The following is a 26,256-nucleotide window of genomic DNA, read 5'->3' as shown; positions in this document are numbered from 1 at the left end:
AGACTAGTTGGGCGCGGCGGCCCCGCCCGATGTCCGCGACGCGTCGTCGGCCAGATCCTCCTGGCTGCGGTTGGCGTCCAGGTTGGCCTTCATCCGGTCGACCCTGTCCACGATCCGCACGGAGGCACGGTCCCGCTCCTTGCGCAGCACCACCCAGCTGATCGGCGCCGAGAGGACCAGGGAGAGCAGCAGGACCCAGAGGGCGTTGGAGTCGCCGAAGCCGCGCGGGAAGATGCCCGAGTAGACGGCTCCCCAGACGATCACGAGGCAGCCCGCGAAGATACCGAGGCGCATCAGCGTGTAGCGGAGCATCTCAATCCACTCGTCCGATTCCAAAAGGGGTCATCGTCCAGTGAAGCACGGCCCCGGGGCGATCATGCAGGGGGGTCAGCCGAGCGGCAGCAGCATGAGGACCTCGTTGCGGTCGTCGCCGGGTGCGACCCGGATGGCGTCCGGGACGCGGCCGACCTCCTTGTAACCGCAGGAGGCGTAGAACCGCTCCAGGCCGTGTCCGCCCCGGCAGGTCAGCCGGATCGCCTCGACGCCCTCGGTCCCGCGGGCCGCGTCCTCGGCGGCGGCCAGCAGGTCGCGGCCGTAGCCCCGGCCCTGGTGCCGGGGGTGGACCATCACGGTGTACAGCCAGATCCAGTGGGTCATCAGCCGGTGGCTGTTGTGGGTGAGGAAGGCGGTCGCGGCCACCCGGCCGTCCTCGTCGTGGCCGACGAGCAGCCGGGTGCGGCCCTCGGCCATCTGCACGAGGTGCCGCACCAGCTCGGGCCGTATGTCCTCGCGGGTCACCGGGGCCACGAAGCCGACGGAACCGCCGGCGTTCGAGACGTCCGTCCACAGGTCGAGGATGCCGTCGCGCAGGGCGGGGGTGAGGGCGGGATCCAGGGTGAAGGTAAGAGGCACGGGCGCAGTGTATCCATTACGCGTGCGGCTGCTCCTACGCGTTCGTCTTCCGCTCCGGCTTCCCGGTGAGGGCTCGCGCGGCGACTTTCAGGTCGGCGACCAGGCCCTGGTACGCCTGTTCGCGGTCGTCCGCGCGCAGGACGGCCGACGGGTGCACGGTCGGTACGAGGCGTTCCGGCCGGCCGTGGATCTCCTCCTCCAGGACGGTGCCGCGCACCTGGCCCACCCGGAAGGAGGACCCCAGCAGTGCCTTGCCGGCCGTGGCGCCGAGGATCACGATCAGCTCCGGCTCCACCAGGGCCAGCTCGGCCGCGAGCCAGGGGCCGCAGGCCGTCATCTCCCGGAGGCTCGGGGCCTTGTGGATGCGGCGTTTGCGGGGTTCGGCCTGGGTGAACTTGAAGTGCTTCACCGCGTTGGTCACATAGGCGTGGGCGGGGTCGATACCGGCTTCCGCGAGCGCGCGGTCGAGCAGTTTGCCGGCCGGGCCGACGAAGGGCCTGCCCTGGCGGTCCTCCTGGTCGCCGGGTTGCTCACCGACGAGCATGACCCGGGCGTGGGTGTCTCCGGCGCCGAAGACGGTCTGGGTGGCTTCGCGGTGCAGGGGGCAGCCGTGACAGCCGGCCGCTGCGCGGCGCAGGGCCGGGAGGTCGGCGCCGTCGGGGACGAAGGGCTCCGCCGTGTACTGGTCCTCGGGGGCCTTGGGGGACATGGCGGACGGGTACCCCTGGGTGTGCGCCGACGAACAAAGGTGCCGGGTCGGTCGTCCGGCCCCGGGCCCGTCGTGGCTGGTCGCGCCCGCCGCGCCACCCAGCCGGGGCACCGTCGTGGCTGGTCGCGCCCGCGCGGCGGAGCCGCATATCCGACACAGCCCCGCGCCCCTGGGCTGGACCACTCGCCGCCCGCCGGATCAGCCGGCCCCCGCACAGCACTGGGTTGACCACTCCGCGTCGGCCGAAAAGGGGGCGCGGGCCCCTGGGGGTCAGAGGCGCATGGGCTGGGGGGAGTCTCGGCGGGTCGGGTCGGGGCCCTCGTACTCGCGGATGATCTCGTAGCGGGTGTTGCGCTCCACGGGGCGGAAGCCCGCGTCCCGGATCAGCTCCAGGAGGTCCTCACGGGTCAGCTTGTTCGGCGTACCGTAGTTGTCCGCGTCGTGAGTGATCTTGTACTCGACGACCGAGCCGTCCATGTCGTCGGCGCCGTGCTGAAGGGCCAGCTGGGCGGTCTGCACGCCGTGCATCACCCAGAAGACCTTCACGTGCGGGACGTTGTCGAAGAGGAGCCGGGAGACGGCGAAGGTCTTCAGGGCCTCGGCGCCGGTCGCCATCTGGGTGCGGGCCTGAAGGCGGTTGCGGATCTTGCCGTCCTTCATGTCCACGAAGTCGTGCTGGTAGCGCAGCGGGATGAAGACCTGGAAACCGTTCGTCTCGTCCTGGAGCTCGCGGAGACGGAGCACGTGGTCGACGCGGTGGCGGGGTTCCTCGATGTGGCCGTAGAGCATGGTGCACGGGGTCTTCAGACCCTTCTCGTGCGCCAGGCGGTGGATGCGGGACCAGTCCTCCCAGTGGGTCCTGTGGTCCACGATGTGCTGCCGGACCTCCCAGTCGAAGATCTCCGCGCCGCCGCCGGTGAGCGACTCCAGGCCCGCGTCGATCAGCTCGTCCAGGATCTCCGAGGCCGACAGACCGCTGATCGTCTCGAAGTGGTGGATCTCCGTGGCCGTGAAGGCCTTGAGGGAGACGTTCGGGAGGGCGGCCTTCAGTTCCCGCAGGGACCGGGGGTAGTAGCGCCACGGCAGGTTGGGGTGCAGGCCGTTGACGATGTGGAGTTCCGTGAGGTTGTCCGACTCCATCGCCTTGGCCAGCTTCACGGCCTCCTCGATGCGCATCGTGTACGCGTCCTTCTCGCCCGGCTTGCGCTGGAACGAGCAGTAGGCGCAGGACGCCGTGCACACATTCGTCATGTTGAGGTGGCGGTTGACGTTGAAGTGGACCACGTCACCGTTCTTGCGGGTACGCACCTCGTGCGCGAGGCCACCGAGCCAGGCCAGGTCGTCCGACTCGTACAGCGCGATGCCGTCCTCGCGGGTCAGCCGCTCACCGGAGCGGACCTTCTCCTCCAGCTCGCGCTTGAGCCCGACGTCCATGCCAACACCTTTCTACGACAGCCCGACCAACGGTATCCCTAGACCTCTTCGGGCAGCTCTCCGACCCGGTTCTCCCACTTCGTGGACAGCACGATCGTGGTACGCGTCCGGGAGACGCCCTTGGTCCCGCTCAGCCGCCGGATGGTCCGCTCCAGGCCGTCGACGTCCGTCGAGCGCACCTTGAGCATGTACGAGTCGTCGCCGGCGATGAACCAGCAGTCCTCGATCTCCGGCAGGTCCCGCAGCCGCTGGGCGACGTCCTCGTGGTCGGCCGCGTCGGAGAGGGAGATGCCGATCAGCGCCGTCACGCCCAGGCCGAGGGAGGCCGAGTCCACCGTGGCCCGGTAGCCGGTGATGACCCCGGCCGCCTCCAGCCGGTTGATGCGGTCGGTGACGCTCGGGCCCGACAGGCCGACAAGGCGTCCCAGCTCCGCGTACGAGGCCCGGCCGTTCTCCCTCAGGGCCTGGATGAGCTGCCTGTCCACCGCGTCCATGCGATCGAAGCCTTCCGGTGAAAGTTCCTGAAGTGATGAGAGGTACTGCGAGGTACTGCTACTTGCCGGGCCGGCCGGCCTCCGAGCCGCCGCCCAGCTCGCCCTTCCACCGCCGGTACAGGCCGTGCCCGACGCCCGCCGCGTCCAGCACCCGCCCGGCGACGAAGTCCACCAGATCCTGGATGTGGGTGGCTCCCGCGTAGAAGGCCGGGGACGCCGGCACGACCGTGGCGCCCGCGTCGTCCAGCGCGACGAGGTGCCGCAGGGTCTGGCCGTTCAAGGGGGTCTCCCGTACGGCCACGGCCAGCGTCCGGCGCTCCTTCAGCGTGACGCTCGCCGCGCGCTGGAGCAGGTCCTTGGACAGCCCGAGCGCCACACCGGCCACGCAGGCGGTGGAGGCGGGCACGATGAGCATCCCCTTGGCCGGGTACGACCCCGAGGACGGGCCGGCCGCGAGGTCGCCCGCGTTCCAGTACCGCACCCCGCTGACGTCCACGTCGAAGGTCCCGGGCTTGCCGTCGGCGCCACGGGCCAGCCATTCCCGCAGGTCGTCCTGCCAGTGGGCGTCCCGGAACGAGATGCCCGTCTCGTCCAGCAGCGTCAGCCGCGAGGCCCGGCTGACCACCAGGTCCACCGCTTCCCCCGCCTCCAGCAACGCCCGCAGCACGGCAGCGGCGTATGGCGTCCCGGAAGCTCCGGACACCCCCACGATCCAAGGCACGCGCTGCGTTTCTCCTGCGTTCACACCTTGAGCGTACCGGCGGGTTCGGTTCTGCTCAGGCCGGGTGGTGTCCGGCCCGTCAGACGGTCAGACCGCGCACGAGGAGATCGAGCAGCGCGCACACGAACAGGGCAATGCCGATGAAGCCGTTGACCGAGAAGAACGCCCTGTTGAGGCGGGAGAGGTCATGGGGGCGGACGATGCGGTGCTCGTAGACGAAGGCGCCCGCGACGATCAGCAGGCCCAGCCAGAAGAACGCGCCTGCGTGGGTGGCCAGGGCGTACCAGACGAGCAAGGCCGTGGTGACCGTGTGGCAGGCGCGCGCGCCCCAGATCGCGGCCGGGATGCCGAAGCGGGCCGGGACCGACATGACGCCGGTCTCGCGGTCGGTCTCGACGTCCTGGCAGGCGTAGATCAGGTCGAAGCCGCCGATCCAGACGCCGACGGCCAGCCCGAGGACGACGGCCGTCCAGGACCACTCGCCGCTGATCGCCAGCCAGCCGCCGATCGGCCCCATGGCCTGGGCGAGGCCCAGGATGGCCTGCGGGAAGTTGGTGAACCGCTTCCCGTAGGGATAGACCACCATCGGGATCACGGCGACCGGGGCGAGGGCCAGGCAGAGCGGGTTGAGCAGGGCCGCGGCGCCGAGGAAGACCACCAGGGCGATCAGGGCGCCCGTCCAGGCGTGCTTCACCGACATCGCGCCGGTCACCAGCTCGCGGTGGGCCGTACGCGGGTTACGGGCGTCGATCTCGCGGTCGATGATCCGGTTGACCGCCATGGCGAACGTGCGCAGCCCGACCATGCAGACCGTGACCAGGAGCAGGCGGCCCCAGTGGATGTTCTTGTCCCACTCGTACATCGCCGTGAGGGAGGCGATGTAGGCGAACGGGAGCGCGAAGACCGAGTGCTCGATCATCACCAGGCGCAGGAACGCCTTGGTGCGACCCGGCCGCGGGAGTGCCGCGGAGGCGCTGCTCACAGTCCGTACTCCTTCCAGCGGCGGTCCACCAGGGCCGCCGTATCCGGGTCCGACAGGACCATCTCCGGCCACCCTCCGTCCCGCGTGTACCCCTCCTCCGGCCACTTCCGCGTGGCGTCGATGCCCGCCTTGCCGCCCCAGAACTGCTGGTAGGAGGCGTGGTCGAGGTGGTCGACGGGGCCCTCCACGACCGTGAGGTCGCGGGCGTAGTCGGTGTTGCCGAGGGCCCGCCAGGCGACCTCGTGCAGGTCGTGGACGTCACAGTCGGCGTCCACCACCACGATCAGCTTGGTGAGGGACATCATGTGGGCCCCCCAGACGGCGTGCATCACCTTCTGCGCGTGCTTCGGGTACTTCTTGTCGATCGAGACGATCGCGCAGTTGTGGAAGCCGCCGGCCTCGGGCAGGTGGTAGTCCACGATGTCCGGGACGATGATCTTCAGCAGGGGGAGGAAGAAGCGTTCCGTGGCGCGGCCGAGCGGGCCGTCCTCCGTCGGCGGGCGGCCGACGACGATCGACTGGAGCAGCGGGCGCTTCCGCATCGTCACGCAGTCGATCTTCAGGGCCGGGAAGGGCTCCTGCGGGGTGTAGAAGCCGGTGTGGTCGCCGAAGGGCCCCTCGGGCAGCATCTCGCCCGGCTCCAGCCAGCCCTCCAGGACGACCTCCGCGTTCGCGGGCACCTGGAGCGGGACGGTCTTGCAGTCGACCATCTCGATCCGCTTGCCCGCGATGAACCCGGCGAACAGGTACTCGTCGATGTCGCCGGGGAGCGGGGCCGTCGAGGCGTACGTCACGGCGGGCGGGCAGCCGAAGGCGATGGCGACCGGGAGGCGCTCGCCCCGTCGTGCCGCGACCTGGTAGTGGTTCCGGCTGTCCTTGTGGATCTGCCAGTGCATGCCGATCGTGCGCTTGTCGTGGCGCTGCAGGCGGTACAGGCCGAGGTTCCGGATGCCGGTCTCGGGGTCCTTGGTGTGGGTCAGGCCGAGGTTGAAGAAGGAGCCGCCGTCCTCGGGCCAGGTGAAGAGCGCCGGGAGCCGGTCGAGGTCGACGTCGTCGCCGTGCAGGACGACCTCCTGCACCGGCGCGTTGTCGGACTTCACCTTCTTCGGCGGGACGTGGGTCATCGCGCCCAGCTTCCCGAAGGCCTCGCGCACACCGACGAAGCCGTGCGGCAGCTCGGGCCGCAGCAGGCCGCCGATCTTCTCGGAGATGTCGCCGTACGACTTCAGGCCCAGCGCCTTGAGCAGGCGGCGGTCGGTGCCGTACACGTTCATGGCGAGGGGCATGTCCGAGCCGCGCACGTTCTCGAAGAGCAGCGCCGGGCCACCGGACTTCTGCACCCGGTCGACGATCTCCCCGACCTCCAGGTAAGGGTCGACCTCGGCCTTGATGCGCTTGAGGTCTCCCTCGCGCTCCAGCGACCGCAGCAGGGAGCGAAGATCGTCGTAAGCCATGGGGCCAAGTATCGCCGACGTACCGCTTTGTCCACGCGCCCACCCCTGCCTTGTGGCGCCCTGGGGGCCGGGCGGGCTCTCGGGGCGCTGGGCGGGTGGGGCCGTACCGGTGTCCGCGCGTTGCCCGGGTGGCCGTGCCGGGAACACTGAACGCATGGATCAGGAACAGGCCCGCGCCTGGCTCGCCACCGCCGTCGCCGAGGCGCGCGCGGGGCACGCCGAGGGCGGCATCCCGATCGGTGCGGCCCTCTACGGCCCCGACGGGGGCCTGCTCGGCCGGGGCCGCAACCGCCGCGTCCAGGACGACGACCCCTCGGCGCACGCGGAGACGGCCGCCTTCCGGGCGGCGGGGCGGCAGCGCTCGTACCGCGGCACGACCATGGTGACCACGCTGTCCCCCTGCTGGTACTGCAGTGGCCTGGTGCGCCAGTTCGGCATCTCCCGGGTGGTGATCGGCGAGGCCGTCACCTTCCGCGGCGGCCACGACTGGCTCGCCGGGCACGGCGTGGAGATCGTGCTGCTGGAGGACCCCGAGTGCGTGGAACTGATGCGCTCCTTCATCGAGAACGACCCGGCTCTGTGGAACGAGGACATCGGTGAGTGACTCCCCCATCCCCACCGTCGACCTGCGCCCCTGGCTCTCCGGCGATGCGGAGCTGCGCGCCGCTCTCGCCGTCACCGTCGACCGGGCCCTGCAGAACGCCGGCTTCCTGCTGATCACCGGGCACGGCGTGGAGCCGGGGCTGCGGGCCCGGCTCCGGTCGGCGGCGCGTGCGTTCTTCCTGCTGCCCGCCGAGGTCAAGCAGCGGTACGCGGCGAGGGTCGGCGGACGCGGCTGGCTCGGGCCGGGTGCCGAGGCCAACGCGTACGCGGAGGGCACCGAGACCCCGCCGGACCTGAAGGAGTCGCTCACCTTCGCGACCGACGAACCGTTCGAGGACCCGGTCGTCAACGCCGAGTGGTACGCGCCCAACGTCTGGCCCGCGGAGGTCCCGGAGCTGCGCGGGCCGTGCGAGGAGTACCTGGGCCGGATGGCCGCTCTGGAGAAGGAGCTGCTGTCCCTGCTGGGGTGCGCGCTCGGCATGGGCACCGGCTTCTTCTCCCGGCACATGGACCGTCCGACGTACGGCTTCAACATCAACTGGTACCCGGGGGCGGAGGTCGTCGGGGAGCCGCGGCCGGGCCAGTTCCGGATCGGGCCGCACACCGACTTCGGGACCGTCACCATCCTGGACCGGCAGGCCGGCCGGGGCGGCCTGCAGGTGTACACCGACGAGGGCGGCTGGGCGGACGCGCCGTACGATCCGGACGCGTTCACCGTGAACATCGGTGATCTGCTGGCCCGCTGGACCGGGGACCGGTGGCGGTCGGGCCGGCACCGGGTGCTGCCGCCGCCCGTCGACGCGCCCGCCGAGGAGCTGATGTCCCTCGTCTACTTCGGCGAGTGCACCCCGGGCACGCTGGTGGAGTCCGTGCCGGCGCCGGTGGGCCGGGTGGCGTACCCGCCCGTCGACTCGCACGTGTACCTGCGCGCGAAGCTCGACTCGATCGCCGTCGACTGACCTCCCCTGCTGAGCCCGGCGACCGTCGCGGCCGCGGCGGCGCTGCCGGACGGCTCCCGGCCGCCCGCCCGCACCCTGGAGTCGCACATCAGGACGGCCCGGTGCGTCCGGGAGGACGGGCTGGCTGTACGTCGAGCGGCTGCGGGGCCGGATCGCCTCGGTGGCCCACGGGAGTCTCCCCGCGGTTTCGTGACACAACGGTCACCACGGACCCTGGTCTGAAGCAACTCCCCCTTTCTACACTGCTGTTGAGGGGGAGATGCGGTGCACAGACGGTTGCACGGGCGGGGAGCACTGTTAGACGTCGATCCGGCCGGGCTCGCGCCGCGGCTCGTGGGCCTGCGCCCGCACCAGCACCGCGCACATCCGTACGAGCATCCGGACGAACCTCCGTTCGTCATGCTCACCGGGGCGCGCGGGCTCGGTAAGGGTGCGGTCCTCGCCGAGCTGCGGGAGGCCTACCGGGGACATACACCGGTCGCGCTGGCCGACTGCGCGGAGGAGCAGTTCCGGGCGCCGCCCGCGGACCGGCCCGCCGCCTCCTGGTCGCCGCTCGGACAGGCGCTGCTGGTGATCGCCGAACAGCTCGCCGAGCCGGTGACGGGCGCCGGGCGGATCACCTTCCCGCGGCTGATGTCGGGCCTGGTCGCGGTGGCCGCCGGCGGCTGGGGCGACGCCGATTCGGAGCGGATCCGCCGGGAGGTCGAGCGGATCCTGCTGCTGAACGAGGGCGGCTCGTGGGTCAGGGGGGTGGCCGGGCGCTGGGCGGGGAAGGTGGCGGCCAAGGTGGTCGCGGCCGCCACCGGCACCGGGCCGCTGGTGTCGGGCGCGATCGAGGCGACCCTGGAGTCCGTCGCCGAGGGCTTCACCAGCCGCCGGCACCAGAAGGCGTCCGTGTGGTACCGGACCTATCCGAACGCGGGCGGCAACGCCCAGCGCGGGCTGATCCTGCTGTCCCAGCACTTCCGGGACGGCGGCGGCTCCCGCGAGCACGCCGAGCGGTATCTGGTCCGGGCGCTGCTGGCCGACCTGACGGAGGCCTACGCGGGGGTGCTGCCGCGGATGCAGCGGCTGGGCAGGCCGCTGGTGCTGCTGGACAACGCGCAGTCGGCGCCGGGCCCGGGTCTGGTGGCGGCCGTGCTGCGGGACCGCGCCGAGGGCATCGCGGACCGGGTGGCGTTCGTCGCGGCCCGGCGCGGGGAGGGCCGCGAGGAGCTGCCGGGCGCGGTGCGGCGGGAGCTGCCGGAGGTGGCCCGGCGCTGCGACTGGGCGCCGGACACGGCCCCCTCCTCGCGGGCGCTGCTGCTGGCGCTGCCGCCGCTGAGCCCGGACGACACCCTGCACATCGTCGGCGCGGTCTGCCGGGACACGGCCGTCCCGCCGCAACTGTCCCATGCCGTGCACCGGTTGACCGGCGGGAACCCGCTGGGCATCGTGCTGCTCGCCGAGTCGGCGGCGCAGGCCCTGCCGGGGCCGGCCGCGCTGGGCGAACTCCTGACGGCGCCGTTACGGGCCGCCGAGGACGGGCCCGCCGTGCCCGCCTACGAGGCGCTGCTGGACCGGCTGGCGCCGGCCGAGCACCTGGACGAGCTGACGGTGCTGGCCGCCGCCCACGACCACGGCTCGGCCTGCGCGCTGGCCGCGGCGCTGCTGCCGGACACCTTCGGCCCGGCGAGCGTCCGGGCGCTGCAGACGCTGCTCGCCGAGGAGGGTCTGCCCGCCGTGCCGGGCCGGTTCGTCGGTGACCCGTTCGTGCGCACCCTGCTGCTGCTCCGGCTGCATCTGCGGGACGCCGACCACGGGTCCTGGCGCACCGCGCACGAGACACTGATCGCCCACTACCCCGGCGAGGAGCACGCCCGGTACCGGCTGCATCACGAACTCGCGCTCGGGGAGACGGAGGCGGCCGTCGGTCACCTCCGTGACACCTTCCCCACCGCGGACCCCCTGGCCTGGCTGCGCACCCTGCGCTTCGTCGCGTCCGCGCCCTACTTCCACGCGCACGACGCCGAGGGCCGCGACTTCACCGGCCGCGGCGACCGGCGGGCCGCGGTGGCGCTCGGCGGTACGGACGCCGAGCAGGCCGTGCCGGAGGGCGTGGACGCCGTACTGCACCTGCGGATCCGGCGGCTGCTGCACGCGGTGTGGCTGCTGGCGGACCCGCTGGTACTGCCCGACCCGCAGGTGTGCGACCGGCTCCGGTTCGAGCTGGAGCAGCTGTCCAACCTGCGGCCCGCGGGCAACGCACTGCTGTGGCGGGCCTCCCGGGACTGGCCGGCGGCGGCGCTGGCCGGGCGCCCGATGGACGGCCCCGGCTCCGCGACCGACGCGGACCACGGCCCGGACGACCGGAGCGGGGAGGCGTGATGGCACGCAGGGGTGTGGGCACGTGGATACGCGAGGGTGTGTGGGAGATCCCGCTGCGCCGCTACACGGCCCTGCTGGTGGCGGCGGCCCTGGTGGCCGGCCTGGTGCTCGGGGTGCGGGTGCTGCTGCACGTGGACCGGTCGTGCGGGCCCGGGGTGGCCCGGCCGGAGGGCAGCGACGAGTGCGTGGGCGTGGCGACCGGGCCGTACGACTTCGGGCAGTCCCAGCTGCGGGACGTCGTCCGGGCGATCGGCCGGGAGAACGACCGGCTGGCACCGGGGAGTTATGTGACGGTGGCGGTGATGCTGCCGTATACCTCCACGTCGGCGACCAGCCTGAACGACATCCGCCATCAGCTCCAGGGCGCCTATCTGGCCCAGTACCAGGCCAACCACGGCTCCAACGGGGAGCGCCCGCAGATCCGGCTGCTGCTCGCCAACCCGGGGGCGACCGGCGCGCACTGGCGGGGGACGGCCGGGCAGCTGACCGCGATGACGGCGGGCGCGGACCGGCTGCGGGCGGTCGTGGGCATCGGGCAGAGCACCTACGCCAACAAGCAGGCCGTCAGGGAGCTGACCCGGCAGGGCATCCCGGTGATCGGCTCCTCCATCACCGCCGACGACCTCGCCAACGGGCAGGGCGGCAAGGACCCCTACCCGGGGCTCGCCCGGGTGGCGCCGACCAACACCGACGAGGCCCGCGCGCTGGCCTCCTTCGCCAAGGTCGGCGCGGGCAAGGCGCTGCTGGTGTACGACAGGCCCGGCGACCCGTACACGCGGACGCTGCAGCAGTCGTTCGCGGCGCTGATCAAGGGCTCGCCGTACGAGCCGCAGCCGTTCACGCCGCCCGACGACCGCAGTGAGGAGGGCACGACCGCGAACACCTTCCGGCAGATCACGCACCTGGTGTGCGACACCTCCCGGGAGACGGACACGATCCTGTTCGCGGGCCGGCACACCCAGCTGCGCCAGTTCATCAACGCCCTGGGCGGCCGGGGCTGCCAGGACCGGAGGTTCACGCTGCTGACCGGGGACGAGGCGTCGTACCTGACCCACGAGAAGGAACTGGACCGCGGCGCGCTGCGGCACAACCTCTCCGTCCGCTACACCTCGCTCGCCCATCCGGACGCCTGGACGAAGGATCCGCGGCCGACGGGCGGCTCGGCGGCCGACTTCGCGGTGCTGCGGCAGCTGCTGACGGACGCGACCCGGGAGCCGACGGGCCCGATCGGCCGGGCCGCCCTGGACGACGGGCAGCTGATCATCGGCTACGACGCCGTGCGGCTGGCGGTGCACGGCATACGGGAGGCGGTGCCGGCCGGCCGGACCGTCCCGGCGCTCACGGACGTCGGCCTGCAGTGGCCGCAGGTCAAGGGCTCGCTGCGGGTGAACGGGGCGAGCGGCTGGATCTGCCTGGACGTGCACGGCAACCCGTACGACAAGGCGGTGCCGATCGTGGAGCTGACTCCCGAGGGCGGCTCCCGCTTCGTGCGGATCGCCTGGCCGGAGGGGAAACCGCCGGGCAGGGAGTGCCTGCCGCCGTCCTAGGGGGTTTCGTTTGGATCAGGTCGGATCAGGCCGCGGCGTCCGGTGCGGTGCATCGCAAGGCGGAGGACCATCCGCGTACTGGGCGTACTCGGGTGGTCCGACAACGCGGCGAGGTGCCGTGCCGGGCGTCGCGGACCCGGGCTGATCCAAACGAAGCCCCCTAGGTGAACTGTCCGGGGAGGGGGTCCGCGGGCGGCTCGGGCTCCGGTCCCGGGCGGCCCTGGGAGGCCCCGAGCAGCTCGATCAGGCGTTCGAAGCGGGGGCGCCAGCTCCGCTCCGACTCCGCGTCGCCCTCCTCGTCGCCCTGGAACTCGTGGGTGAAGCGCAGCGCGCATCCCCGGTCGCCGTCCCGCTCCAGGTGGAACCGGAGCCGCCCGCCCGCGCCGAGGGTGTACTCGGCCATCCGGTCCACGTCCCACGCCGTGACATGACCGCTGCCCAGGCCGCGCAGGGTGACGGCGCCGTCGAGCCGGGGCTCCAGAACGTCGGCGGCGGTGCACCAGCCCCCGAGTCCCTCGGGGGTGGCCACCGCCGACCAGACGTCCTCCATGGACCGCGGGACGCGCACCAGGAAGTGGAGTATGTGCGTGTTCCCGTGAGTCTGGCTGGTGCCTTGTTCGATGGAACCGCTCATGACACCAGTGTCACCGACCCGGCTGTCACACGCCCGCGTAGGAGTGCTTGCCGCTGACGAAGATGTTGACGCCGTAGTAGTTGAACAGCCAGCAGCCGAAGGCGATCATCGCCAGGTAGGCGGCCTTGCGGCCCTTCCAGCCGGCCGTGGCACGGGCGTGCAGGTAGCAGGCGTAGGCGATCCAGGTGATGAAGGACCAGGTCTCCTTCGGGTCCCAGTTCCAGTACCGGCCCCAGGCGTCGCCCGCCCAGATCGCGCCCGCGATGATCGTGAACGTCCACAGCGGGAAGACGGCCGCGTTGACCCGGTAGGCGAACTTGTCGAGGGACGCGGAGGCGGGCAGCCGCTCCAGCACCGAGGACGCGAACCGGCCGGGCTTGCCGCCGGTCTGGAGCTTGTTCTCGTACGAGTCCTTGAACAGGTACAGGATCGTGGTGACCGCGCCGACGTAGAACACCGCGCCGCAGAAGATCGCGGTGGAGACGTGGATGTACAGCCAGTACGAGTGCAGGGCCGGCACCAGCTGGTCGCTGGCCGTGTACAGGACGGTGACCGCGAGACCCAGGTCGAGCAGGACCGTGGTGACCAGGAACAGGCCGAGCCAGCGCACGTTCTTCTTCAGGGCCAGCAGCCCCAGGTACACGCCGACGGCGACCGTGGAGAAGGTGATGTTGAACTCGTACATGTTGCCCCACGGCGCCCGCTCCACGGAGGCCGCGCGGGTGACGACACCGGCCAGCTCCACCAGGAACGCGAGCACGGTGAGGGAGACGGCGATCCGCCCGTAGAGGTCGCCCTGCTCGTCACCGCCGTGCGCGCCGGGGCCGTCCGGCACGTCCCGGGCGCCGGACGCCGAGCGGACGACCACCTCGGGCCGCTCCAGCACGGCGGTGCCCCCCGCCCGCTTCACCGTGACGGCGGGGGCGCTCGCCGTCCGTGCCCGGTCGGCGGTGAGCGCGGCGGCCGTACGGGCGACCTTGCTGCGGCTGCCGAACAGCCACTCGGCGATGTGGGCGAAGAAGGCCAGGGTGTAGACGGCCATCGACGAGTAGATCAGCGTGTTGCTGAGACTCGCGAGATGTTCGTTGGTGGCGGCGGCGAGAGTCACTTCTCAGCCCCTTCGGCAGGTACGGCTTGGGGGTCGGGGGATTCTGCGGGGCCGGCGTCGGAGCCGGCCCCGGTGTCGGGGGCGCCCGGCGCCCGGTCGTAGAGGCGTCCGGCGAGGTCGCCCAGTTCCTCGGGCACCTTCGCGCTCTCGCTGCGGCCGAGCCCGGCCATCTCGACGACCGTGACGCCGTCGGCACCGCGCACCGCGCGCACCCACACACGGCGGCGCTGGATGAACAGGGACCCGGCGAGGCCGAAGATCGCGGCGACGGCGCCGGCGAGCGCCCAGCCGCCACCCGGCTCCTGGACGATCTCGAAGCCGGCCCACTCCTTGATGTCCTTGTCGAAGGTGATGGACCCGGCGCCGTTCGGCAGTGTGAGCGTGTCGCCCGGCTTCAGCAGCTTCTTCAGCAGGTTGCCCCGGGAGTCCTTGAACTCCTTCATGTGGGACTTGTCGAGCTGGTACACGCTCTGCGGGTTGCCCGCGTCCACGCCCAGGTCGCCGTGGTAGGCGTTCACCGCGAGCAGCGGGTTCAGCAGCGCCGGGAACTGCGAGAGCATCGTGCCGCTCCGGCCGTCGAAGGTCGGCACGAAGAACGCCTGGAAGCCGAGCTGCTCCTTCTTCCCCCCGGCGTCGCGGTAGCCGTCCATGACCTTGACGACGCCCTGCGAGCTGACGTTGCCGTCGAGCGGCAGCAGCGGCACGGCGTCGTGGTACACGACCCTGCCCTTGCCGTCCCGGACCGTGATGACGGGCGCGTAGCCGTGGCTGACCAGATAGACCTTGGAGTCGCCGATCTTCAGCGGCTCGTTGACCTTGACGGTGGTCGGCTTCTCCCCGCCGTACGCGCCCTCGCTGTACCTGATCTTCGCCTCGTAGGTGCGCGGGGTGCCCTTGTTCGGGCCGCTCACCTCGTAGGTGCCCCTGAAGTCCTTCAGGTCGAAGCTGAACGGGACCAGGTCGTCGGTCCGGAACAGGCTGCCGGACTTGAAGTCGTCGTACATCGGCAGCGCGTTGGCGAAGCCGTCGCCCTCCACCATCAGCTTGGTGCCGTCCGACTTGTACAGCTGGCCGGAGGCGAAGGCGACCAGGAGCACGATCAGGGCGACGTGGAAGATCAGGTTGCCCAGCTCGCGCAGGTAGCCCTTCTCGGCGGCGACGGCGTCACCGGCGACATGGGCGCGGAAGCGGCGCTTCTTCAGCAGCGCGAGCGCGGCCTCGCGGACCTGCTCCGGATCGGCCTCCGTGCGCCAGGTCGTGTACGCGGGCAGCCGGGTCAGCCGCTTGGGCGCGGCCGGCGGACGGCCGCGCAGCTGGCCGACGAACTGCCAGGTGCGCGGCACGATGCAGCCGATGAGGGAGACGAACAGCAGGATGTAGATCGCGGAGAACCACACCGAGCTGTACACGTGGAACAGGCCGAGCCTGTCGTAGACCGGCGCCAGCGTCGTGTGGGCGGCGCGGAAGTCCTCGACCTTGCTCGCGTCCGCGCCGGCCTGCGGGATCAGCGAGCCGGGGATCGCGCCGAGCGAGAGCAGCAGGAGCAGCAGCAGCGCGACCCGCATGGAGGTCAGCTGCCGCCAGAACCAGCGCACCCAGCCGATGACACCGAGGCCCGGCAGGCCCGCCGGTTCCTCCTGCGGGGCGGTGGACAGCTGGGAACCGGCGGCACCCAGGTCCTCCTGCTCCCGGCTGTTGTCGGTGTCGGTCTTGCTCATCGGTCAGATCCCCACATTGAAGCCGTCGGACCAGGTCTGCATCTGCTGGATCAGGCCGCTCCAGGCACCGGTCAGCAGCAGCACACCGGTCACGATCATCATCGAGCCGCCGATGCGCATCACCCACACATAGTGGCGCTTGACCCAGGCGAAGGCGCCCAGGGCCTTGCGGAAGGCGATCGCGGTGATGACGAAGGGCACACCGAGACCCAGGCAGTAGACGACCATCAGCAGCGAACCGCGGGCGGCGCTGGACTCCTGGAAGGAGAGGACGTTCACCGAGGAGAGCGTCGGGCCCATGCAGGGCGTCCAGCCGACGCCGAAGAGGGCGCCGAGGACGGGCGCGCCCAGCAGGCCGCCCGTCGGCCGCTTGTGGAAGCGGAACTCGCGCATGGTGAACCAGGGCAGCAGCCCCATGAAGAACACACCCATGACGATCATGAGGAGGCCGAGCACCCGGGAGAGGGTCTCCTGGTACTCGAGCAGGTTGGAGCCGAAGTAGCCGAACAGCGCGCCGGTGGAGACGAACACGGCGCTGAAGCCGAGCACGAACAGCGAGGCGCCGGCCACCATCCGGCCCCTCTTGGCCTCGGCCAGGTCGGTGCCCGCGACGCCCGTCACATAGGACAGGTAGCCGGGGACCAGCGGCAGCACGCAGGGCGAGAAGAAGGAGATCAGCCCGGCGAGCAGCGAGATCGGCAGGGCGACCAGCAGGGCGCCGTGCAGGACGGTCTGGTTCCGTCCCGGCCCCGCCTCCGCGGCCAGCGTCAGCAGTGCGCTCACGTCACTTCTCCGCGAGGACAGGCTTGATCATGTCCTCCAGGCCCGTGTCGTCGAGCGCCTCCAGGGCCCGCGAGGCGACCTTGCCGTGCCGGTCGATGACGAGCGTGGAGGGGACGAGCTGCGGGTTGAGCGTGCCCTTCTCGAAGCGGAGCATCAGCTTGCCGGTGGGGTCGTACAGGCTCGGGTACTCGACGCCGTGGTCCTTCTCGAAGGCGACCGCGGGGGTGGTGCTGGAGTCCCGGGTGTTGATGCCGACGAACTGGACGCCCTTGCCCTCGTACTGCTTGGAGACCTTGGCGAAGTACTGGGCCTCGCTGCGGCACGGGCCGCACCACGAGCCCCAGACGTTGATGACGACGACCTTGCCCTTGTAGTCGGCGACGTCGAGGGACTTGCCGTCGATGGTCTTGCCGGACAGGTCCGGGGCCGCGGCGCGCTCGCCCGCCGGGACGGTGTCGATGCCGTTGTCGCCGGTGACGAAGTGGGTGTCGCCGCCGCCACCGGAGATGCCGCCCTTGCCGCATGCGGACAGGGCCACGGCCGCGACGGCGGCCACAGCGGTGAGCAGGACGGCGCGGCTGCGGGTACTCATGTGAAAAGTTTCGCATGTCCGTGTCCGCGATCTCGCGCGCCCCCCTGCCGGGCGGAAAACCCCATTTCAGGGCGTATTTACACGGGACATTCCGGTCATCCGCTCCGCTCAGGCGGCGTCGGAGGAGGCCGACCCGGTGCCCCGCAGGAACTCCTTCCAGCCGCCCGTGGGCTGCTGCCCGACCTGCAGTGTCCGCAGCTTGGCGAGCACCTCGGGCTTCTGGACGTCCATCCAGTCCACGAACTGCCGGAAGGAGACCAGCCGCACGTCGGCACCCTTCTCCTTCTCGCGCGCGATGTGCTTGAAGGCCTCCTCGACGGCGTCCATGTAGATGCCGCCGTTCCACTGCTCGAAGTGGTTGCCGACGAAGAACGGTGCCCGGTTCGACTCGTATGCCCGCTGGAATCCCTGGATGTACGCCTGCGCGGACTGCTTGCGCCAGCCCGGGTAGTTGTAGGCGGGCGCCTTGGTCGAGTTCAGGGACTGGTTGGCGAGCATGTTGTAGTCCATGGACAGGACCTCGAAAGAACGTCCGGGGAAAGGTATCTGCTGCAGGGGCAGGTCCCATATCCCCAGCTTCTTCTCCGGCCAGATCTGACGGCCGCCCGGCGAGGAGGCGTCGTAGCGCCAGCCCAGCTTCTTGGCGGTGGGCAGCAGCCTGTCCTGGCCGAGCAGACACGGCGTACGGCCGCCGACGAGCTCCTTGTCGTAGTCGAACGGCAGCGACGGCAGATCGGTCCAGCCGGAGTTGGTGCGCCATTCCTTCACGAACGCCTTGGCCTGCCGGATCTCGCTGTCCCACTGCTGCGGGGTCCAGTTGCCGACCGTCCCGGAGCCGGCGCAGAAGTGCCCGTTGAAGTGGGTGCCGATCTCGTGGCCCTCCAGCCAGGCCCGGCGCACGTTCTTCAGCGTGGCCTTGATGTGCGGGTCGCTGAGGTAGCCGATGTCGGAGGCGCCGCGCGGGTTGTTCGGGGGCTCGTACAGCCGCTTCTTCGACTCGGGCAGCAGATACAGCCCCGAGAGGAAGAAGGTCATGCTCGCGCCGTGCTCCTTGGCCAGGTCCAGGAAGCGCGGGAAGAGTCCGTTGCCGACCTCGCCGGCGCCGTCCCAGGAGAAGATCACGAACTGCGGCGGGGTCTGCCCCGGCTCCAGCGGCTCGGGCCTGGCCGGCTGGTGCGGCTGCTTGCCGGTGAAGGAGGTGGAGCCGTCACCGATGGGCCGCGCCGGGCGCTCGCCGCTCCCGTCCTTCTTCCCCGAACCGTCCTTGCCGGAACCGTTCGCGTGCCCCTTGCCGTCCGAGGACGTGAGGCTCCCGCAGCCGGTGAGCGACGCGGCGGCGGCCGCGCCCGCGCCGAGGCCGAGTACTCCCCTCCGGGAGAGGGTCCGGGAGTAGGTGCGCATGGAAATCCCCGATCGTCGCTGCCTGCTGGTCACCCAGACAGAGGGCGGGACGATCGGGGAGGTTCCGTAAAATTGTGTGCTTTTCGTAATGAACGCCACGAAGGCGCGCCAAGCCACCGTAAACGGACTGCCCGTAACGGCCGGTCAGGGCCGCCGGTGACGACCGGTCAGGCCCCGAAGGCCTTCCCCTGGGCCGTGCCCTTGCCCTTCTGGGGCTTGACGCCGGCGCGCAGGTGGACCGGGACGAGATCGATGGCGGGCTCGCTGTAGCCCACCGACACGATCTTGTCACCCTGATATGTGAAAGTCGTCAGGGAGGCGAGGGTGCACTGCCGCTTGCGCGGGTCGTGCCACAGCCGGCGCCGCTCGATGTACGACCGCACGATCCAGATCGGCAGCTGATGGCTGACCAGCACCGCCTCGTGCCCGCGCGCCTGGTCCCTGGCCGCGTTCAGCGCGCCCGTCATCCGCACGACCTGGTCCACGTACGGCTCGCCCCAGGACGGCCGGAACGGGTTGACGAGGTGCTTCCAGTTGTCCGGCTTGCGCAGCGCGCCGTCCCCGACGCCGAAGGTCTTGCCCTGGAAGACGTTGTCGGCCTCGATCAGCCGCTCGTCGGTGTCGAGGTCCAGCCCCTGCGCCTTGGCGATCGGGGTGGCGGTCTCCTGCGCCCGCTCCAGCGGGGAGGCACAGACATAGGTCACGTCCCGGGAGGCGAGGTGCTCGGCGACCCGGTCGGCCATCTGCCGGCCCAGCTCGGAGAGGTGGTAGCCGGGCAGCCGGCCGTAGAGGATCCCGTCCGGGTTCTCGACCTCGCCGTGCCGCATGAGGTGGACGACGGTGATGTCCTTGCTGCTGTCGCTCATTCCGCCGTGGCCTCCGCAGCCGCCCGGGCCGCCGCCGGAAGGGCGTCGGCGATCTTCTGGATGGCCCGCTCGTCGTGGGCCGTGGACACGAACCAGGACTCGAAGGACGAGGGCGGCAGATAGACGCCGTTCGCCAGCAGCGAGTGGAAGAACGCGGTGAAGCGGTACGACTCCTGGCGCTTGGCGTCCTCGTAGGTGCGCACCTGCCGGTCCGTGAAGAACACGGAGAACATGTTGGAGGCGGTCTGCACCCGGTGCGCGACGCCCTCCTTGGACAGCGCCTCGCTCACCAGCGTCCGGATCTGCTCGGAGACGGCGTCGACCTTGACGTAGGCGGCGTCGTCGAGCAGGCGCAGCTGGGCGAGACCGGCGGCGGTGGCGACGGGGTTACCGGAGAGGGTGCCGGCCTGGTACACGGGCCCGGCGGGCGCGAGGTGGGCCATCACGTCGGCGCGGCCGCCGAAGGCCGCGGCGGGGAAGCCGCCGCCCATGACCTTGCCGAAGGTCAGGAGGTCAGGCTTGACGCCCTCCACGCCGTACCAGCCGGCCCGGCTGGTACGGAACCCGGTCATGACCTCGTCGGAGATGAAGAGGGCGCCGTTCTTGCCGCAGGCGTCCTTCAGTCCCTGGTTGAACCCGGGGTCCGGCGGCACGACGCCCATGTTGCCGGGCGAGGCCTCGGTGATCACGCAGGCGATCTCGCCGGGGTGCCGGTGGAAGGCCTCCTGGACGGCCTCCAGGTCGTTGTACGGCAGCACGATCGTGTCGCCCGCCTGGGCACCGGTGACACCGGGGGTGTCGGGCAGCGCGAACGTGGCGACGCCGGACCCGGCCGCGGCGAGCAGCGAGTCGACGTGCCCGTGGTAGCACCCGGCGAACTTGATCACCTTGGACCGCCGGGTGAACCCGCGGGCGAGCCGGATGGCGGACATGGTCGCCTCGGTGCCGCTGCTGACGAGCCGCACCTGCTCCACGGGCTCGACGCGGGCGACGATCTCCTCGGCCAGCTCCACCTCGCCCTGGCCGGGCGTGCCGAAGGACGTACCGCGGGCGACGGCCTCCCGGACGGCGGCGATGACCTCGGGGTGCGAGTGCCCGAGGATCATGGGACCCCAGGAGCACACGAGGTCGACGTACTCGCGCCCGTCGGCGTCGGTGAGGTAGGGCCCCTGGCCCGACACCATGAAGCGGGGGGTACCGCCGACGGCGCGGAAGGCGCGCACCGGGGAGTTCACTCCACCCGGGGTGACGACGGAGGCGCGGTCGAAGAGCGCCTGTGAGGCTGGCGCGTCGTAGGGATAGGGCGTTTCGCTCATGGCACTCATGACGTGCGGCTTCTCCGGCTTCTCGGACTCCGGTTGCGGGGTGACCTCCTCAGGGTAGGCCGCGCCCCGGCCGGACCGTGGACGACCTCAAGATCAAAGCGCCGCCATGCGGCGGGCATCTGCGAGACTGAGACCTGATACACAAAGCTCATCCGCACGTAATCAACAGAGCCGGATGATCAGGGGCCTGAAGTTCCTCGTGGACTGTTGTTCCACCGCACGTTTCGGCGGGCGGCCGTGGGGGAGGTCACTGACACGATGATCGGGTTGCGCGGCGGGGGCCACGCGTCCTAGAAAAGCAGTCGGGTGGAGATATGCATCGCGGTGGCGGACTGGGCGAGGGGACTGATGACCTGGGTCCTCGACGTGCCCGGCGGGGAAGGCACCGGCGCGAAGCGGAGGAAGCGACCGAAGCACGTCAGAAAGACACGCATCAGGCCGACGCCCGTGAGACACAGGGGCTACGCGCCGACCGCCTCCGGGCGGGGAGCAGGAATGGTGGTCGGGTGGGGGTGACGTACAAATACTTCGGCGCGCCGGACGGCGCGACCGCGGCCCGTGTCCCCATCTCGATGCGTCCTGAGGAACTCGGCGGCGACGAGCTGGGCATGAACGGCATGTTCACCAAGATCAAGCCGGAGACGATGGCCGCGATGGTGCTGACCGGCATCGAGGGCGTCCCCCTGCACAAGGTGCCGCCCCTGGAGCTGGTCGTCCTGCACCCCGACTACGCGGTCGTCAAGCTCCCCATGACGGTGGTCGACCCCCTGCGCGGCATCGGCGAGGAGGCGGTCGGCGCGGCGGCCTTCATCTGGTCGACGGTCCCGGACCGGGGCGGCCCGCGCGACGCGTTCAACGTGTACCAGCTGCTGCACGAGTGGCAGGACTTCTCACACCGGCTGCACGAGGCGGGGCATCAGCCTTATTGCCTGGTGTGGCCCTGATCTGGGGTTCTGCGAGGTTTGGGCGGGACTTTCGGGTCCCGCTCTCGCTAGTGCCTGGGAGGGGCCGTCAGGCGGCCCGGGCACATTGAGGGCACATCGGTTTCGCTGGGGCACTGATCCGACGCCTGCCACGCATTCTGAGGTGTCGAGTGTGTCCAGGGCCGCGTCCAAGACGTCACGCACGGCACCCCAGTGCTCGGCTACAGGCGTACATACTGGCGGACGAGCAGTTCGACCGTCCGGCGCGAGCGGCAGGGATCAACGAGCCGCGCCTGGCTGATCAGCGTCGGGCGCCCATGTGGAAGGTGCGTCGGGAGCGTGAGCCACTGCTGCCGACCAGGATCGTCCAAGGCGGCCAATCGGGCGCGGTGCCAGGCCGCCTACCAACAGGCTGCTGCCGAGCCGCTGGCCGCTCTGGCCCAGCGCCAGCCACCCGTTCGCACTAGGGAACGCCACGCCCAGCGCATCATCGCGATTCTGCCCGACCACGCCCAACAGGTCCTCGACGACTCTGCCTGGCCCGCACTGGCCGCCGCCCTTTCCGAAGCCGATACCACCGGCCACGACCCCGAACAGCTCCTCCAGCACGCCGCACGGCAGCGCACCCTGGACGACTCCCGCTCCACCGTCAGAACCCTCACCTGGCGCATCCAACGCCTCGCTGCCCGGCAGGCCCCCAGCGATCGAGCACGAGCCGCCCAAGCTCGTACGTGGGTGACACCACGACCGGCACACTCCGGCCAGACGCGGCCGAGCCCGTCACAGCCGGGGCCTGCGGCCCCCACGCGACACCGGTAACTCCGGCACTGACGGCCTCGCGTCTCGAGGCCGTCAGCCATCGGGATACACCTTCTTGCCAAGTGACGGACGGAGTCACCGCGCCGTGCTGACCAGAGGCTCCAGCAAGTCCAGTGCTTCCTCCCAGCTGAAGCGCTCCGCCGCGCCGCCGGCCCTCGGCCGGTGCGGTTCGCAGGAACCGATCAAGACACCCATCGCCCGCAGCCGGTCCAGGCTCTGCTGGTAGGCGGGGTGGGCGGCCTGGGCGGAGTTCAGGTAGGGCAGTGCCACGGTCGGGATACCCATGCCGTACGCCTCGCACAGGATGCCCAAGGCGAGGGTGTCGGAGATCCCGGCGGCCCACTTGTTGATCGTGTTGAAGGTGGCGGGAGCCACGGCGATCGCGTCCGCCGGGGGCAGGGGGCGCGGGTCTCCCGGTGAACGCCAGGCGGAGCGGATCGGGTAACCGGTCTGTGCCTCGATCGCCGTGGCGTCGATGAAGCCAAATCCCTGCGGTGTGGCGATGACGCCGACATCCCAGTTCGCCTCCTGGGCGGCTGTGATCAGCTTGCCGACGTCACGGGCCACGCCTGCCGCGCACACAACGACGTACAGGAAGGGCTTCTTGTCCGGGGCGGTCGGTTCGGTCACGCGGGGACTCCCAGTTGGCGACTGAAGTGGTGCAGTTCCGGCAGAGTACGTCGGCGGTCGCGGGCGGCCATGTCGGCGACCAGGTTGCGGACGTCGGGGCGGCGGATGTCCTGGGCGGCGCAGGTCTCGGCGATACGTAGGGCCTGGTAGCCGTCGGCCAGGCGGCCCTGCTGGCTATAGGCGCGGGCCGCCTCCACCCACAGTGCGGCGCGGCGTTCGGGCACCGGGATGTGCCGGCGCATGAGGGGCCGGGCCGCCTGAAGGGCGAGGCCGGCGTCGCCAAAGGCCACCAAAGCGCTCAGCTCATGCAAGGCGACATTGGTCGGGCTGAAGGTGGCCCAGGCGTCGGGCCGGTCGAGAGTGACATACCGCGAGACTTCCTTGGCCTCGGCGAGGAATTCCTTTGTGGCCGCGCGATCACCGCGGCTGCTGGCCGCAGTCACTCCGCGCAGGAGCAGCAGTCCGACAGCGGCGAGGTACTTCGGAGAGCGCCGGTCGTAGGAGCCGGTGAGCTGGTCCGCGGTGTGCCGGACCAGGGTGACGGCCTCAGTGGCGTGCTTCTCGCGGACCAGCACGTGGGCCTGGACGCGGACGCTGGAGGCGAGGACCACCGGATCCCCCGAGCGTTCGGCCTCGGCCATCGCCCGGCCGACGGCGAGCCATGCGTTGCCCTGGTCATGCTGCTTGAGCAACAGGCTCGTCGTCGTCTGATACGCCGTGGCCAGGAGCCGGGAGACGAGGTCCCTGTCCGTCGCATCACCGGCCGCCAGTCGCAGGTCGGCGATCAGGCTCGGGAGGGTGCGCTCCAGCTCTGTGTAGTGGCAGGTGTGGAAAAGCCTGAGTGCTGATCCGACGCGTTCATACAGGACGGCCGTGTCCTGGGGGCCACCGGTGCCCGCAGGGCCGGGACCGGGCAGGAGGGCCTGGACGAGGGCGGTGTGCGAGGCCGAAGAGCCGGCCGGGGCCGCGAGCGCTGCGATGCTCGCGGCGAGGAAGGTGCGGCGGTGCATGTCGTCAGCTTCCCCACTCCGCCGCATTCACGCGGGACCTCGATCGGCTGAGAAAGACACCCGGGCTGCTGACCGCCCTGCGACAGGCCGGCTATGCAAACGCAGCACGCCATCCCCTCTCGGCGACCGCACGATCCCTGACCGACCTCGGCCGACAGCTCACGTGAACCGACCGCCAGACGACCCGACACGTCACTACCCGAACCGCTCCGCGAACGTCACTACGCTGACCGACGGGACACCCCGGCGAAGAGGGAGACCATGACGTACGACCGCGACCGCATCGAAGCCCTGCTCGACGAAGGAGTCCGCGACAAGGTGTACCCGGGCGCCGTGTGGGCCCTCGGCGACGCCACCGGCACCCTCGCCCAGGGCACCACCGGCGTCCTCGACCCCGACGAGCCGGACGTGCCGATGCGCACCGACACCGTCTTCGACGCCGCCAGCCTCACGAAAATCCTGGCCGTCTGGTCCTCCATCGGCGCCTTGTGGGAGCACGGCACCCTCGACCTCGACCAGCCGCTTGGCAGCTTCTGGCAGGAGGTCACCGGACACGCACTCGGATCCGTCACCGCCCGGCAGCTGCTGACGCACACCGCCGGCGTCCCACTGCGAGCCCAGCTGAAGAACCTCTACGGCACCAACCCGGACGACATCCGCCGTGGCGTACTGCACGAGCCACTCCACCGATCACCCGGCGAAGCCGTCGAGTACACCGACCGGGCCGCCCTCATCCTCGGCTACCTCGCCGAACACCTCTCCGGCCAGCCCTTGGACCAACTGGCCACCGCCCTCACCTGGCACCCCCTGGGCATGACCGACACCCTCTTCGGCCCCCTGCCCGCCGAAATCGCCGCCCGCTGCGCCCCGACCGAACTCGACCAGGACACCGACACCCACCTCAAGGGAGTCGCCCACGACTTCTCAGCCCGCCTCCTGGGCGGCATCTGCGGCATCGCCGGCGCCTTCACCGTCCTCGACGACCTCGCAGCCTTCCTCCGGTACATGCTCGCCCCTGCAACGTCTCAGCGCCGGGCTGGCTTCGGCAGCGAGTGGATCACCCGCTCCCTGACCATCCAGACAGGTGAACTCCGGCCGACTCGTGGCCTGTTCTGGCATCCCTCTCCCGGCACTACCACCGAGGAGGACGTCTGGGTCCACTACGGCTTCACCGGCACGGGCATGTGGATCTCCCCCACCAAGGACCGCTGGGCGGTGCTCCTTACCAACAAGCTTTACTACACCCGCGACCGCGCACCGCTGACCGACATCCGCAACGGCTTCCGGGAGCTCGCCTTCAGGTAAGACCGGATGGTGTGACCGCCAGTCTGAGCGGGCACCGTCCAGCAGAGGCTAACGGCCTCAGTCACACAAGACTCTACTCAGAGAGCACCGTCGCGTACTCCACGAAGAGCGGGCTCGCTACCACGCATCGAGAATCAGTCCCGGTGCTCGGAAGAAGCCCGGTTACACGCGCGTATCCGGTCATCAACGCGGACGTGTCAATGCTGACGTCCTCACCATCCAGGGCGCGCAACAGCTCCTGCACTCCGCGGCCGTGCAGGTCCACGGCTGTGCGAGTTGGAGTCTGATCCACGGGCAGCGGGTCGCGGTGCCTAGCGAGTGCCTCGACGACCTGCCCGGCCCGGGTGACGAAAGAGGACCCCAGACTGGACCCGGAGTTAACCACCTCCAGCACAGGACCATCCACCGACACCGGAGTCCAGCCTCTCAGATGCCGGACCGACCCATGCATCAGCAAACGGCAGCTTCTTTCTGTATCGCCTGTGCCTTCTCCACGCACCGAGTCCACGAACAGCACGAGATCCTGATGGGCACCGCTGAGTGTCACGCACCGAAGCGAGACCTCGAACTGCATCCACTGGCCGGGACGCAAGTCGGGCTCGGTGTACCAATCCGCAACAAGCTCCAGATGCTTGTGCACCTCACGCAGGTGCCGCAGCTGGCCTTGCTCCCCGTCCGCGACCGGCGCGTCCATGTCGATACCGCCGAGCGGCGTGGTCACACGAAGTGCGCCCGTGCGCGGGACACGTCGCGGCTCAGGCACGAACTGCCGCAGTTTACTTTCCGACAAGTAGACGATCTCACGCAAGGGACGCCCCCATCCGGTGTACTGGCCACGTGCCCGCTCATACTGCCATCCCCCGCTGACACCGACCGGTGCAGCGCAACCATGCAGCGAATTAGGCCAGTTGAGCCCAGATCATGCTCTCGGACTCGATAATGAGCAGGCACACACCGTAC

At 70.6% G+C, this 26,256-nt stretch carries 24 protein-coding genes and 2 pseudogenes; 7 read left to right on the top strand and 19 right to left on the bottom strand.

Annotation, left to right across the window (positions count from 1 at the left end):
• Positions 1-3: 3 nt before the first annotated feature.
• From FHS34_RS12870 to FHS34_RS12835, 8 genes are all read right to left on the bottom strand, one after another.
• Positions 4-312, bottom strand: coding sequence for a DUF4229 domain-containing protein (locus FHS34_RS12870; RefSeq protein ID WP_184964527.1), 309 nt, complete (start codon positions 310-312; stop codon positions 4-6).
• 75 nt (positions 313-387) lie between these two features.
• Positions 388-912 carry a GNAT family N-acetyltransferase gene (locus FHS34_RS12865; protein WP_184964525.1) on the bottom strand — a complete coding sequence of 175 codons (525 nt, stop codon included), beginning with the start codon at positions 910-912 and terminating at the stop codon, positions 388-390.
• A 34-nt stretch (positions 913-946) separates the two neighbouring features.
• The gene (locus tag FHS34_RS12860; protein ID WP_184964523.1) at positions 947-1,621 is read right to left on the bottom strand and encodes a UdgX family uracil-DNA binding protein; all 675 of its coding nucleotides are present in this window, start codon (positions 1,619-1,621) and stop codon (positions 947-949) included.
• Between the two features lie 270 nt (positions 1,622-1,891).
• Entirely contained in the window at positions 1,892-3,055 is a 1,164-nt protein-coding gene (gene mqnE / locus FHS34_RS12855) for an aminofutalosine synthase MqnE (RefSeq protein ID WP_184964521.1), read from the bottom strand.
• A gap of 38 nt (positions 3,056-3,093) precedes the next feature.
• Positions 3,094-3,549 carry an Lrp/AsnC family transcriptional regulator gene (locus FHS34_RS12850; protein ID WP_184964519.1) on the bottom strand — a complete coding sequence of 152 codons (456 nt, stop codon included), beginning with the start codon at positions 3,547-3,549 and terminating at the stop codon, positions 3,094-3,096.
• A gap of 58 nt (positions 3,550-3,607) precedes the next feature.
• Positions 3,608-4,270 carry a UbiX family flavin prenyltransferase gene (locus FHS34_RS12845; RefSeq protein WP_184964517.1) on the bottom strand — a complete coding sequence of 221 codons (663 nt, stop codon included), beginning with the start codon at positions 4,268-4,270 and terminating at the stop codon, positions 3,608-3,610.
• A gap of 79 nt (positions 4,271-4,349) precedes the next feature.
• Positions 4,350-5,252: a menaquinone biosynthesis prenyltransferase MqnP gene (gene mqnP, locus FHS34_RS12840; protein ID WP_184964515.1), complete on the bottom strand. Its 903-nt coding sequence runs from the start codon at positions 5,250-5,252 to the stop codon at positions 4,350-4,352.
• Positions 5,249-6,706, bottom strand: coding sequence for a menaquinone biosynthesis decarboxylase (locus FHS34_RS12835; protein WP_184964513.1), 1,458 nt, complete (start codon positions 6,704-6,706; stop codon positions 5,249-5,251). Before FHS34_RS12835 ends, mqnP begins: the two co-directional genes overlap by 4 nt.
• A gap of 154 nt (positions 6,707-6,860) precedes the next feature.
• Between FHS34_RS12835 and FHS34_RS12830 the strand changes: the two genes are divergently transcribed.
• From FHS34_RS12830 to FHS34_RS12815, 4 genes are all read left to right on the top strand, one after another.
• Positions 6,861-7,310: a nucleoside deaminase gene (locus tag FHS34_RS12830; RefSeq protein ID WP_184964511.1), complete on the top strand. Its 450-nt coding sequence runs from the start codon at positions 6,861-6,863 to the stop codon at positions 7,308-7,310.
• Positions 7,303-8,268 carry an isopenicillin N synthase family dioxygenase gene (locus tag FHS34_RS12825; RefSeq protein ID WP_184964509.1) on the top strand — a complete coding sequence of 322 codons (966 nt, stop codon included), beginning with the start codon at positions 7,303-7,305 and terminating at the stop codon, positions 8,266-8,268. The genes FHS34_RS12830 and FHS34_RS12825 overlap by 8 nt, the downstream gene beginning before the upstream one ends.
• A 399-nt stretch (positions 8,269-8,667) precedes the next feature.
• Positions 8,668-10,635, top strand: a complete 1,968-nt coding sequence (locus FHS34_RS12820; RefSeq protein ID WP_225817603.1) for a hypothetical protein — start codon at positions 8,668-8,670, stop codon at positions 10,633-10,635.
• The gene (locus FHS34_RS12815; RefSeq protein WP_184964505.1) at positions 10,635-12,182 is read left to right on the top strand and encodes an ABC transporter substrate-binding protein; all 1,548 of its coding nucleotides are present in this window, start codon (positions 10,635-10,637) and stop codon (positions 12,180-12,182) included. The genes FHS34_RS12820 and FHS34_RS12815 overlap by 1 nt, the downstream gene beginning before the upstream one ends.
• A gap of 160 nt (positions 12,183-12,342) precedes the next feature.
• On the opposite strand, the gene FHS34_RS12810 is transcribed toward FHS34_RS12815, so the two are convergent.
• The 8 genes from FHS34_RS12810 to hemL form a co-directional block, all read right to left on the bottom strand.
• Positions 12,343-12,816: an SRPBCC family protein gene (locus FHS34_RS12810; protein WP_225817604.1), complete on the bottom strand. Its 474-nt coding sequence runs from the start codon at positions 12,814-12,816 to the stop codon at positions 12,343-12,345.
• Positions 12,817-12,841: 25 nt separating this feature from the next.
• Positions 12,842-13,924 (bottom strand): c-type cytochrome biogenesis protein CcsB, encoded by a 1,083-nt coding sequence (ccsB, locus tag FHS34_RS12805; protein WP_184964503.1) that lies wholly within the window; start codon positions 13,922-13,924, stop codon positions 12,842-12,844.
• Positions 13,921-15,642 (bottom strand): cytochrome c biogenesis protein ResB, encoded by a 1,722-nt coding sequence (gene resB, locus FHS34_RS12800; protein WP_184964501.1) that lies wholly within the window; start codon positions 15,640-15,642, stop codon positions 13,921-13,923. Before resB ends, ccsB begins: the two co-directional genes overlap by 4 nt.
• 3 nt (positions 15,643-15,645) lie before the next feature.
• A complete protein-coding gene (locus FHS34_RS12795; protein WP_184964499.1) occupies positions 15,646-16,425 on the bottom strand; it encodes a cytochrome c biogenesis CcdA family protein in 780 nt (259 codons plus the stop codon).
• A 1-nt stretch (position 16,426) separates the two neighbouring features.
• The gene (locus FHS34_RS12790) at positions 16,427-17,017 is read right to left on the bottom strand and encodes a TlpA family protein disulfide reductase (protein WP_184964497.1); all 591 of its coding nucleotides are present in this window, start codon (positions 17,015-17,017) and stop codon (positions 16,427-16,429) included.
• Between the two features lie 108 nt (positions 17,018-17,125).
• A complete protein-coding gene (locus FHS34_RS12785; protein ID WP_184964495.1) occupies positions 17,126-18,418 on the bottom strand; it encodes a polysaccharide deacetylase family protein in 1,293 nt (430 codons plus the stop codon).
• Between the two features lie 167 nt (positions 18,419-18,585).
• Positions 18,586-19,284, bottom strand: coding sequence for a histidine phosphatase family protein (locus tag FHS34_RS12780; protein ID WP_184964493.1), 699 nt, complete (start codon positions 19,282-19,284; stop codon positions 18,586-18,588).
• Positions 19,281-20,600 carry a glutamate-1-semialdehyde 2,1-aminomutase gene (gene hemL, locus FHS34_RS12775; protein ID WP_184964491.1) on the bottom strand — a complete coding sequence of 440 codons (1,320 nt, stop codon included), beginning with the start codon at positions 20,598-20,600 and terminating at the stop codon, positions 19,281-19,283. Before hemL ends, FHS34_RS12780 begins: the two co-directional genes overlap by 4 nt.
• Before the next feature lie 515 nt (positions 20,601-21,115).
• Here hemL and FHS34_RS12770 point away from each other — a divergent pair.
• Positions 21,116-21,553: a hypothetical protein gene (locus FHS34_RS12770; RefSeq protein WP_003974483.1), complete on the top strand. Its 438-nt coding sequence runs from the start codon at positions 21,116-21,118 to the stop codon at positions 21,551-21,553.
• Between the two features lie 873 nt (positions 21,554-22,426).
• On the opposite strand, the gene FHS34_RS12765 is transcribed toward FHS34_RS12770, so the two are convergent.
• The gene (locus tag FHS34_RS12765) at positions 22,427-22,981 is read right to left on the bottom strand and encodes a flavoprotein (RefSeq protein ID WP_184964489.1); all 555 of its coding nucleotides are present in this window, start codon (positions 22,979-22,981) and stop codon (positions 22,427-22,429) included.
• Positions 22,978-24,000 (bottom strand): annotated as a pseudogene (locus tag FHS34_RS12760) (helix-turn-helix domain-containing protein); the annotation flags it as partial. The pseudogene FHS34_RS12760 and the gene FHS34_RS12765, both read right to left, overlap by 4 nt.
• A gap of 11 nt (positions 24,001-24,011) precedes the next feature.
• Between FHS34_RS12760 and FHS34_RS42520 the strand changes: the two are divergent.
• A pseudogene (locus FHS34_RS42520) lies at positions 24,012-24,158 on the top strand (glycosyltransferase); the annotation flags it as partial.
• 94 nt (positions 24,159-24,252) lie between these two features.
• Positions 24,253-25,296 (top strand): serine hydrolase domain-containing protein, encoded by a 1,044-nt coding sequence (locus FHS34_RS12755; RefSeq protein ID WP_184964485.1) that lies wholly within the window; start codon positions 24,253-24,255, stop codon positions 25,294-25,296.
• Positions 25,297-25,369: 73 nt separating this feature from the next.
• Here the strand turns inward: FHS34_RS12755 and FHS34_RS12750 are convergent, their stop codons facing one another.
• Positions 25,370-26,104: an SAVMC3_10250 family protein gene (locus tag FHS34_RS12750; protein ID WP_030823093.1), complete on the bottom strand. Its 735-nt coding sequence runs from the start codon at positions 26,102-26,104 to the stop codon at positions 25,370-25,372.
• Positions 26,105-26,256: the final 152 nt, after the last annotated feature.

The organism is Streptomyces echinatus, from assembly GCF_014203595.1.
Classification (GTDB): domain Bacteria; phylum Actinomycetota; class Actinomycetes; order Streptomycetales; family Streptomycetaceae; genus Streptomyces; species Streptomyces echinatus.
The sequence above is the reverse complement of the archived record's forward strand: the minus strand, read 5'-3'. Positions and strand labels throughout refer to the sequence as shown.

What these genes read in the sequence shown, in the direction of transcription:
- FHS34_RS12870 (WP_184964527.1), bottom strand. Translation starts at nt 312, where the DNA reads ATGCTCCGCTACACGCTGATGCGCCTCGGTATCTTCGCGGGCTGCCTC.
- FHS34_RS12820 (WP_225817603.1), top strand. Translation starts at nt 8,668, where the DNA reads ATGCTCACCGGGGCGCGCGGGCTCGGTAAGGGTGCGGTCCTCGCCGAG.
- FHS34_RS12810 (WP_225817604.1), bottom strand. Translation starts at nt 12,816, where the DNA reads ATGAGCGGTTCCATCGAACAAGGCACCAGCCAGACTCACGGGAACACG.
- FHS34_RS12755 (WP_184964485.1), top strand. Translation starts at nt 24,253, where the DNA reads ATGACGTACGACCGCGACCGCATCGAAGCCCTGCTCGACGAAGGAGTC.
- FHS34_RS12790 (WP_184964497.1), bottom strand. Translation starts at nt 17,017, where the DNA reads ATGAGTACCCGCAGCCGCGCCGTCCTGCTCACCGCTGTGGCCGCCGTC.
- FHS34_RS12830 (WP_184964511.1), top strand. Translation starts at nt 6,861, where the DNA reads ATGGATCAGGAACAGGCCCGCGCCTGGCTCGCCACCGCCGTCGCCGAG.
- FHS34_RS12785 (WP_184964495.1), bottom strand. Translation starts at nt 18,418, where the DNA reads ATGCGCACCTACTCCCGGACCCTCTCCCGGAGGGGAGTACTCGGCCTC.
- hemL (WP_184964491.1), bottom strand. Translation starts at nt 20,600, where the DNA reads ATGAGCGAAACGCCCTATCCCTACGACGCGCCAGCCTCACAGGCGCTC.
- FHS34_RS12835 (WP_184964513.1), bottom strand. Translation starts at nt 6,706, where the DNA reads ATGGCTTACGACGATCTTCGCTCCCTGCTGCGGTCGCTGGAGCGCGAG.
- mqnE (WP_184964521.1), bottom strand. Translation starts at nt 3,055, where the DNA reads ATGGACGTCGGGCTCAAGCGCGAGCTGGAGGAGAAGGTCCGCTCCGGT.
- FHS34_RS12860 (WP_184964523.1), bottom strand. Translation starts at nt 1,621, where the DNA reads ATGTCCCCCAAGGCCCCCGAGGACCAGTACACGGCGGAGCCCTTCGTC.
- FHS34_RS12815 (WP_184964505.1), top strand. Translation starts at nt 10,635, where the DNA reads ATGGCACGCAGGGGTGTGGGCACGTGGATACGCGAGGGTGTGTGGGAG.
- FHS34_RS12850 (WP_184964519.1), bottom strand. Translation starts at nt 3,549, where the DNA reads ATGGACGCGGTGGACAGGCAGCTCATCCAGGCCCTGAGGGAGAACGGC.
- FHS34_RS12780 (WP_184964493.1), bottom strand. Translation starts at nt 19,284, where the DNA reads ATGAGCGACAGCAGCAAGGACATCACCGTCGTCCACCTCATGCGGCAC.
- resB (WP_184964501.1), bottom strand. Translation starts at nt 15,642, where the DNA reads ATGAGCAAGACCGACACCGACAACAGCCGGGAGCAGGAGGACCTGGGT.